We start from the raw sequence: 8,919 nt of genomic DNA, 5'->3' as shown, positions 1-8,919 counted from the left end.
ATTTTCTGGGGATGAAGGCGCCGCCATCCAAACGGTAAAGCCGTGGCAAAGATGTGGCTTAATCGCCTGTTCACCGGCCCCCACTAGGGTGCATAGTCGGGCCGGGTATCGCAAGGCTCCGCTCAAGGCGTAAAGGAGTTGCCAGCATGGCCCAGAGTTCAGCTGCCCAGGCCATCGGGCCAGTTCCAAACAATCGCACCATGCGCCCCATCGATCTGGTGCACCTGGCAAAGCAATGCCTGGGCGACGAGCACCTGGAATACGAAGTGCTGCGCCTGTTCGACACTACGATCAAAACCTATTTCGCGCGGCTGTCGGCTGCGGGGACGGATGATGAGGTGCGGCTGAACCTGCACTCGCTCAAGGGCGCTGCCAGTGGTGTGGGTGCCTGGACGATCGCCGAAGTGGCTAAAGCGGCAGAGGTCGAGTTGCTGGAGGCTGGGGTGGTTACGCCGGAGACCATTGCGGATATCGGGGTCGCGGTTGAGGAGGCGAGTGGGTTTATTGTGGGGATGTTGAGTAAGGAGCCGAAATAGCGGTTTGGAGTAAACAGAGGTTCCCGCTTTCTCGGGAATGAGCCGGTGGAGATTTCAGGCATAACGGCAATTACTCCACACCCACAGCGTCATTCCCGCGAAAGCGGGAACCTCTGTTTCCATCCTGCCTACTCATCCCCCCTGTTTGACCCTCAACCCATCATTCACTATATAGCGCCTCAAACGCGTGCGCCTTTTTGCGCCCTCAAACATTCAGCAGATCCGATGTCCCTTTCCACTGCCGCCGTGGCCGCGCCGCGGCCTTCCGCCGAACCGTTCCGCACCCGCCGGACTTTTGCGATCATTTCGCACCCGGACGCGGGCAAGACGACGCTGACGGAACGCTTGCTGGCGGCTGCCGGCGCGATCCAGTCAGCCGGCGCCGTGCGCGGCAAGTCCGGCGTGCGCTCCACCCGTTCGGACTGGATGGAGATGGAGCAGCAGCGCGGCATTTCGATCACCTCATCGGTGATGACGTTCGACTATGACGGGCTGACGCTGAACCTGCTCGATACGCCCGGCCACTCGGACTTTTCCGAGGATACCTATCGCACCCTGACCGCCGTGGACGCGGCCATCATGGTGATCGACGCTGCCAAGGGCATCGAGGCGCAGACGCTGAAGCTCTTCGAAGTCTGCCGCCTGCGCGATATCCCCATCATTACCTTCATCAACAAGATCGACCGCGAAGGCCTGTCGCCGCTCGACCTGATCGACGAAATCCAGGGCAAGCTGGCGCTCGACCTTACGCCCGTCCTGTGGCCGATCGGGCAGGGCGTGGATTTTCATGGCTATCTCGACCTGCTGGAAAAACGCGTGCTCAGCCCCCAGGGCAAGCCGATTGCCGAATACGAGCAGATCGAGGATTTGCTCGACAATGAAGCGCTGGTCGATGATCCGGTGTTCATGACGGCTTTGGAAACGCTGGAAATGGCCACGGCCATGCTGCCGCCGTTCGATCTGGACACATTTCATGCTGGGCATCTGAGCCCGGTACTGTTCGGTTCGGCCCTCAAGGGGATCGGCGTTGCCGAACTGCTGCGTACGCTGGGCGAATGGGGCCCCGAGCCGCGCCCGCAGCCGGCTATCCCGGCACCGATCGAGCCGGCCGACAAGAAGGTCACCGGGTTCGTGTTCAAGGTGCAGGCGAACATGGACGCCAACCACCGCGACCGCATCGCCTTTGTGCGACTCTGCTCGGGCACCTTCACCCGCGGCATGCGGCTCAAGAATGTTCGCTCGGGCAAGGACATGGCCGTTTCCAATCCGATGTTCTTTTTCGGCAATGACCGCGAATTGGCGGAGCAGGCGGTGGCGGGCGATATCGTGGGTATTCCCAATCACGGCACGCTGTCGGTTGGCGATACACTGACCGAAGGCGCTGCGATCAACGTCACCGGCATTCCGAACTTTGCGCCCGAAATCATCCGCCGCGTACGCCTCACCGATCACATGAAGACCAAGCAGATGGCGAAGGCGCTGTCGGACCTGTCGGAAGAAGGCGTTACCCAGGTGTTCCGCCGCATGGTCGGCGCGGACTGGATCGTGGGCGTCGTCGGTCAGCTGCAGCTGGAAGTGCTGTCGTCGCGCGTTGCCAAGGAATATGGCGTGCCGATCACCTTTGAGAGCCTCAACTATGAGGTTGCGCGGTGGATCGAGAGCGACGATCCAAAGGAGCTTGAGCGCTTCATCGCTGCCCAGAAGATGAACATCGCCGAGGATCGCACCGGGGCGCCGGTATTCCTGGCGCAGAATGCCTGGTGGGCTGATCGTGCCAAGCAGGATTTCCCGAAAATCCGGTTCCTGACGACGAAGGAACGGCATTGAGCACCGAGCGCATCGAGGAGTTCCTCTCCGCCGTGAAGTCGGCCTTTGCCGGCAGCACGCTGATCAAGCTCAAGCTCGGCGGCTACCACGGGGGCGAGCCGGATCTGAAGTCGGTCGACGTCAAGAAGATCGTCGCCAAGGGCGTGGAGAAGTTCAGCTTCACCTTCCACTACAAGACGCGCGACATCATCAAGAATCAGATCCAGCCCGAGGCCATGGGCAATCTGCGCACCGCCCTCAAGGATGAGTTCCGCAGCGCGCAGCTCGCCACCACCGAATTCGACATGAGCTTTGAGCGCAATGGCGACAAGGTGCGGATCAAGCGCACTGAGGTTGAGGGCCGGGCTGCCGTCTCCACGGAGCATAACCGCGCCAAGAACCGCCCGCTGACCCAGACCGACAAGCCTTATCTGCATGCCCTCGGCATCACCGGCAAGGACGGCGCGGTGCGCAATGACGCGCAGGATAAGTTCCGCCAGATCAACAAGATGGTGGAAATCTTTGCGCCTTTGATTCAAGCGATCACGGCCGAGCAACCGCGTATCGTGGATATGGGCGCGGGCAAGGGTTATCTCGATTTCGCGCTGTATGATTACCTCGCCAATGTGGCGCAGCGGCCGGTCGAGATCGTCGGCGTCGAAATGCGCGAGGGGCTGGTCAAAGACGGCAATGCCACGGCGGCAGCCTCCGGTTTTTCCGGCCTCAGCTTTCAGCCGGGCACGATCCTCGACTATGACGCCAGCGGCGCGGATGCCGTCATTGCGCTCCATGCCTGCGATACGGCCACCGACGACGCCATCTATAAAGGCATTGCGGCCGGTGCATCGCTGATTGCCGTCGCGCCTTGCTGCCACAAGCAGATCCGCCGCCAGATCGAGGCCGGCAAGCCTGAAGGCAAGCTCGACGTGCTGCTGCGCCACGGTATCTTCCTCGAGCGCCAGGCCGAGATGGTCACCGATGCTCTTCGCGCGCTGCTGCTGGAGCTCAATGGCTACCGCACCAAGGTGTTCGAATTCGTCTCGGACGCACATACTCCGAAGAACAATTTGATCGTCGCTGAAAAGGACGGCCGGGCAGGGCGCGACCGGGAGGCTATTCTGCGGCAGATCGCGGAGACCAAGGCGATGTTTGGTATCGAGCGGCATTATCTTGAAGGGTTGCTGGGGCTTTAGCGCTCACCCCACCCACGCGGTATGAGGGCAGCTCAGTTGCCGCAACGGGCTACTCGCCCTATATCCCACCCAATCAGCAAGCTCTCTGGGACCTCATGACCAAGATCACTTTCGTCCAGCAGGACGGCGAACGCATCGAGACGGAAGCCCAGAACGGCGCAACCGTTATGGAAACTGCCATCATGAATGGCGTGCCCGGCATCATTGCGGAGTGCGGTGGCGCCTGCACCTGCGCGACCTGCCATGTTTACGTGGATGATGCCTGGACGGAAACCGTCGGTGGTCCGTCGATGATGGAAGAGGACATGCTCGATTTCGCCTTCGATGTAAAAGCCTCGAGCCGCCTTAGCTGCCAGATCAAGGTTAAGGACGATCTGGATGGGCTGGTGGTGCATGTGCCCAGCCGGCAGGGCTAGGGGCACGACCTCGTCCTTCGACAGGCTCAGGATGAGGTCCTCTGAACTATTCGTTCAGATCGCTACATCCCGAACGGACCTCATGGTGAGCTTGTCGAACCACGAGGTCTGGCCCTAACTATGGTGTACAATCCAAAGCAAAATTTTCTCCGCAGCCTTGCTGCTAAGATTCATTTAGCGGCTTCCAGCCCGGAACGCTTCCAGCTTTCCAAGCGGCCCCTGCGCAGGGAAATATAAAAGCTATTGAATTTCAAAGCCTTGTTAGACTTGCCCAATCTGCGTATTTTTCCGCTACTCGCAATGGGATCAAGATGGGCGCTCTCAACACATTTCCGTTGAGCTACAAAGTACAGGGCAAACGCATCGTCATCATCGGCGGTGGAGATGAAGCCCTCAACAAAGCCCGGTTGGTCACTAAGACTACTGCGCAGGTCGTGATTATCTCCCGCCAGATCGAAGCCGATTTCAGCGGCTTCGAAGTCGAAGTCATCCAGCGCGCCTTCCGCCCCGCCGATCTCGACAATGCCGCACTGGTGTTTGTTGCCGAAGAAGGCGCCGATGCGGAGCTTGCCAAGAATGAGGCCCGCAGCCGGGGCATTCCGCTCAATGTCGTTGACGTGCCGCCCGAGTGCGATTTCTATACGCCATCCATTGTCGAACGCGCGCCGCTGACCATCGCCATTTCGAGCGAGGGCACTGCCCCGGTGCTTGCCCGCCTGGTGCGTGCCCGGATCGAGGCGATGCTGTCACCGGGCTTCGGCAAAATTGCCGGACTTGCCGGTGGTTTACGCCAGCGCGTTGAGCATCTGATTCAGGATGGTCCCGCCCGTCGTCGTTTCTATGAAGCGCTGGTTACCTCGCCAAGGGTCGAAGCCGCTGTCGCGATCAGCGCGATTGCCGGACAGTCGGAAGCAGAAGCGCTGCTCGAGCGCCACGTCAGTGAAGGCTCCGGGCAGGGCGCCGTGTGGCTGATCGGCGCCGGTCCCGGTTCGGAAGACCTGCTGACGCTGCGCGCTCAGCGCCTGCTGCAGGAAGCCGATGTCATCGTTCACGATCAGCTGGTTCCCGGCGTGGTCGTCGATATGGGCCGGCGCGACGCCGAACGCATCGATGTGGGCAAGGCCAAGGGGCATCACAGCTTCAGCCAGGCGCAGATCAACACCCTGCTCGTGCGCCTCGCCAGGGAAGGCAAGCGCGTTGCCCGGCTCAAATCCGGCGACCCGATGGTGTTCGGTCGTGCCGGCGAGGAGATCGCCGCGCTGCGCCAGGCCGGCATCGTTTATTCCATCATTCCCGGTGTCAGCGCGGCGCTGGCGGCTGCTGCCGACACCGCGACGCCCCTGACCCTGCGCAAAGTGTCGAGCGGCTTCGTCACGGCCACCGCGCATGGTGCCGACGACGCCGACCTGACCCATTGGTCGGCCTTGGCGCAGTCCGGGCTGACGCTGGCGCTCTATATGGGCAAATCCATTGCCTCCGACGTCGCAGCGCGCCTTGTGGCGCATGGCGCCAGTGCGACGATGCCAGTGGGCATTGTGGTCAATGCCGGGCGGCCTGACATGAAGACATATTCGGGCAATCTGCAGTCACTGATCGAGAGCGATGTGACGTTCGCAGACGGTCCCGCCATTATTTTCGTAGGCGAAGCAGTTGCGGCTGGTGATTGGGCGAACGGCGCCCAGCTTGCCGCGCGAAGCTTCAAGGTAGCATAGCGACATGGAAATTCTCACAGGCAACGAGCTGATCTCGGGGGCGACGGTTTACCTCAGCACATCAGGGGCTTGGGTCCCGGACCTGCAGGCCGCCCGCATCTTTGGCAAGGAAGAGGTCGCCGACCGGGATGCCGCGATAGCCGCGAGCAAGGCGACTGGCCGCATCGTGGGCATCGAGATCGAGGAAGTCCTATCCGAGGCGGGGGGCATCACCCCCAAGCGCCTGCGCGAACGCATAAGGGCGGCGGGCCCCACCGCACCATTGACACTGAACGGCGCGATCTACGACCGCCAGCACCTAAGCGAGGACGGTCATGTATCGATATGACGAATTCGACGCGGCCTTCGTATCGGGCCGCACCGCGCAGTTTACCGACCAGATCAACCGCCGCATTTCGGGTGAACTGAGCGAAGACCAGTTCCGCCCGCTCCGGCTGATGAACGGGCTCTACCTGCAGCTGCATGCCTATATGCTCAGGATTGCAGTGCCTTACGGCACATTGTCCTCCCGGCAGATGCGCAAGCTGGCGCACATAGCGCGCACTTATGATAGGGGCTACGGCCACTTCACGACGCGCCAGAATATCCAGTTCAACTGGCCCAAGCTCAAAGACGTGCCCGCAATTCTGCGCGAACTCGGGTCGGTGGAAATGCACTCGATCCAGACCTCGGGCAATTGCATTCGCAATACGACGACCGACCAGTTTGCGGGGGCGGCCGCTGACGAGATCATCGACCCCCGGCCGGTGGCCGAGATCATCCGGCAATGGTCGAGCCTGCATCCCGAGTTCAGCTATCTGCCCCGCAAGTTCAAGATTGCGATGAGCGGCTCGCCCAACGACCGCGCCGCTATCCGCTTCCACGATATCGGCCTGCAGGCGGCGACAAACGCCGCGGGCGATATCGGCTGGGAAGTGTGGGTGGGCGGTGGTCTCGGCCGCACGCCGATGATCGGCAAGATGATCAACAGTTTCGTGCCCAATGAGCACCTGCTGGCGTATCTCGAGTCCATCATGCGCGTGTACAACCGCTATGGCCGGCGGGACAACAAGTTCAAGGCGCGCATCAAGATCCTGGTGCACGAGGAGGGCCTGGAAACCATCAAGGGGCAGGTCGAGGCCGAGTTCGCCGAAGTGCGCGGTGGCGTGCTGACGCTGCCCGCCGAGGAAGTGGACCGGATCACCACCTATTTCGCGCCGCCGCAGTTCAAGGCGCAACCGGCGACCAGGATCGACGTGGCGTACGAATCCATCATCGATCCGGCCTATGGCCGCTGGCTCGACAACAACATCAATTCGCACCGTGAACCCGGCTACGCGTCCGTGACCATTTCGCTCAAGCCGGTCGGCGGAGCACCAGGTGACGCAACCGACACGCAGATGGACGTGGTTGCCGATCTGGCGGAGCGCTATTCCTTCGACGAACTGCGTGTCACCCACGAGCAGAACCTGGTGCTGCCGCATGTGGCGGTCGCCGATCTGCGTGCCGTCTATGACGCGCTGGTAGGTTCAGGGCTCGCCGAGGGCAATACGGGGCTGATCACCGACATGATCTGCTGCCCGGGCCTCGACTTCTGCGCCCTGGCCAATGCCCGCTCGATCCCCATCGCGCAGGAGATCTCCCGCACTTTCGCCGAGCCCAAGCGGCAGGCAGAAATCGGCGATCTCAAAATCAAGATTTCGGGTTGCATCAATGCCTGCGGCCACCACCATGTAGGCCATATCGGCATTCTGGGCGTCGAGAAGAAGGGTGGCGAGCTCTATCAGATCACGCTTGGTGGTGACGCCACCGAACAGGCATCGGTGGGCAAGATCATCGGCCCCGGCTTCGAAGCCGAAAACGTGCCCGGCGCCATCGAGACGCTGGTCGATACCTATATCGCCAAGCGCGAGAGCGCCGACGAAACCTTCATCCAGGCCTATCGCCGCCTGGGCGAAGCGCCCTTCAAGGAGGCCCTTTATGGGAATGCCTAAACTCGTGACCGTGCAGCCGGCGCATGACAAGCTGCGCGCGCTGGGTATCCTGGCGCTCAATGGCATGTTCGACGAGATGGATGCCGTGGGTGTGCTGCGCTATGCCACCAGCGATGTGCTGCCCGGCGATCTGGCGATCGTGTCGTCCTTCGGTGCCGACTCGGCCGTGCTGTTGCATCTGGTCGCGCAGGTCGATCCGTCCATGCCGGTTTATTTCCTCGAAACCGGCAAGCATTTCGCCGAGACGCTGGCCTATGTCGAGACGCTGAAAAAGCATCTGGGCCTCATCAACATCCACGCCATTCATCCCGACCAAGCGGATGTGCAGCGTTTCGATCCCGCCGGCACGCTATGGGAAACCGACCCGGACAGTTGCTGCCATATCCGCAAGACCGAGCCGCTTGAGCCGATCACCGAGCAGTATGGCGGCTGGGTCACGGGCCGGAAGCGCTTCCAGACCGTGGAGCGCGGCGTGCTGCCGCATTTCGAATTGACCAGCGATGATCGTATCAAGGTCAACCCACTGGCCTATTTCAGTGACGCGGACGTCAACAAATACAAGATCGAGCACGGCTTGCCAGAGCACCCGTTGTTTGCCAAGGGTTACAAGTCGATCGGCTGCGCGCCCTGCACTTCGGTGGTTGCCGAGGGCGAGGACCCGCGGGCTGGGCGCTGGCGCGGCCTCAACAAGAAGGAATGCGGCATTCATTTCGATTTCAACGGGGCGATCGCCAAGCCCGTGACAGCGGCAGCCAAGCACACACTCTGGAAGGACGGAGCCTTTATCGCGGACCCGTTCCATGACTGGAGCGAGACGAGCGATCCGGCGACGGCCAGCTATACGCATGTGCCGCTCAGCGTGTTTCTCGCCAATCGCGAGGCGTTCCTGGCCAACCCGCATCCGCTTGGGCTGCTTGTTTCTCCGGGCGAGCGCATCGAGGATGTCGAGGCCGATCTCGGCCGCTTTGCATCGGTCGCCATCAAGTTCCCGGCCTTCAGCGACGGCCGCGGCTATTCGAGTGCTCGTTTGCTAACTCAACGTTATCATTATGCTAACGAGATCAGAGCCATCGGTGACGTTCTGCAGGATCAGATTCCGCTGATGCGGCGCTGCGGCATCAATGCGTTCGTCGTGACGCATGAGCCGACGCGGGAAGCGCTGATCGAAGATCGGTTGCCCGAAGTGGCCCTGTTCTACCAGCCGGTGGGCGCCACGGAAGTTCCAGTTGGCACACGCCCCTTCCTTCGGCGCGCTTCCTAGGGTAAGCGGATCACGTTTATCA

The 8,919-nt window shown here is 61.4% G+C and carries 8 protein-coding genes; all 8 read left to right on the top strand.

Annotated elements, in window-relative coordinates; genetic code table 11:
* Window positions 1-146 precede the first annotated feature (146 nt).
* The 8 genes from C8264_RS18545 to C8264_RS18510 all read left to right on the top strand — a co-directional run bounded on the left by C8264_RS18545 (window position 147) and on the right by C8264_RS18510 (window position 8,897).
* Window positions 147-536 (top strand): Hpt domain-containing protein, encoded by a 390-nt coding sequence (locus C8264_RS18545; RefSeq protein ID WP_108462481.1) that lies wholly within the window; start codon window positions 147-149, stop codon window positions 534-536.
* A 225-nt stretch (window positions 537-761) separates the two neighbouring features.
* Entirely contained in the window at window positions 762-2,363 is a 1,602-nt protein-coding gene (locus C8264_RS18540) for a peptide chain release factor 3 (protein WP_108462480.1), read from the top strand.
* Entirely contained in the window at window positions 2,360-3,535 is a 1,176-nt protein-coding gene (locus C8264_RS18535; RefSeq protein WP_108462479.1) for a class I SAM-dependent methyltransferase, read from the top strand. The genes C8264_RS18540 and C8264_RS18535 overlap by 4 nt, the downstream gene beginning before the upstream one ends.
* 95 nt (window positions 3,536-3,630) lie before the next feature.
* Complete coding sequence (locus tag C8264_RS18530; protein ID WP_108462478.1) at window positions 3,631-3,951, top strand: 2Fe-2S iron-sulfur cluster-binding protein; 321 nt, start codon at window positions 3,631-3,633, stop codon at window positions 3,949-3,951.
* A 311-nt stretch (window positions 3,952-4,262) separates the two neighbouring features.
* Window positions 4,263-5,663, top strand: a complete 1,401-nt coding sequence (cysG, locus tag C8264_RS18525; protein ID WP_108462477.1) for a siroheme synthase CysG — start codon at window positions 4,263-4,265, stop codon at window positions 5,661-5,663.
* Between the two features lie 4 nt (window positions 5,664-5,667).
* A complete protein-coding gene (locus C8264_RS18520) occupies window positions 5,668-5,991 on the top strand; it encodes a DUF2849 domain-containing protein (protein ID WP_108462476.1) in 324 nt (107 codons plus the stop codon).
* Window positions 5,978-7,636, top strand: a complete 1,659-nt coding sequence (locus tag C8264_RS18515) for a nitrite/sulfite reductase (RefSeq protein ID WP_108462475.1) — start codon at window positions 5,978-5,980, stop codon at window positions 7,634-7,636. The genes C8264_RS18520 and C8264_RS18515 overlap by 14 nt, the downstream gene beginning before the upstream one ends.
* Window positions 7,623-8,897 carry a phosphoadenylyl-sulfate reductase gene (locus C8264_RS18510; RefSeq protein ID WP_108462474.1) on the top strand — a complete coding sequence of 425 codons (1,275 nt, stop codon included), beginning with the start codon at window positions 7,623-7,625 and terminating at the stop codon, window positions 8,895-8,897. Before C8264_RS18515 ends, C8264_RS18510 begins: the two co-directional genes overlap by 14 nt.
* Window positions 8,898-8,919 lie beyond the last annotated feature (22 nt).

The sequence above is a fragment of the Devosia naphthalenivorans genome, from assembly GCF_003056355.1.
Taxonomy (GTDB): Bacteria; Pseudomonadota; Alphaproteobacteria; order Rhizobiales; family Devosiaceae; genus Devosia; species Devosia naphthalenivorans.
Note: the sequence above shows the minus strand (reverse complement) of the source record. Positions and strands in the feature narration are given on the sequence as shown.

Excerpts from the sequence above, each read along its gene's own strand:
- C8264_RS18545 (WP_108462481.1), top strand. The coding sequence starts at position 147 with ATGGCCCAGAGTTCAGCTGCCCAGGCCATCGGGCCAGTTCCAAACAAT.
- C8264_RS18540 (WP_108462480.1), top strand. The coding sequence starts at position 762 with ATGTCCCTTTCCACTGCCGCCGTGGCCGCGCCGCGGCCTTCCGCCGAA.
- C8264_RS18530 (WP_108462478.1), top strand. The coding sequence starts at position 3,631 with ATGACCAAGATCACTTTCGTCCAGCAGGACGGCGAACGCATCGAGACG.
- cysG (WP_108462477.1), top strand. The coding sequence starts at position 4,263 with ATGGGCGCTCTCAACACATTTCCGTTGAGCTACAAAGTACAGGGCAAA.
- C8264_RS18520 (WP_108462476.1), top strand. The coding sequence starts at position 5,668 with ATGGAAATTCTCACAGGCAACGAGCTGATCTCGGGGGCGACGGTTTAC.
- C8264_RS18515 (WP_108462475.1), top strand. The coding sequence starts at position 5,978 with ATGTATCGATATGACGAATTCGACGCGGCCTTCGTATCGGGCCGCACC.
- C8264_RS18510 (WP_108462474.1), top strand. The coding sequence starts at position 7,623 with ATGGGAATGCCTAAACTCGTGACCGTGCAGCCGGCGCATGACAAGCTG.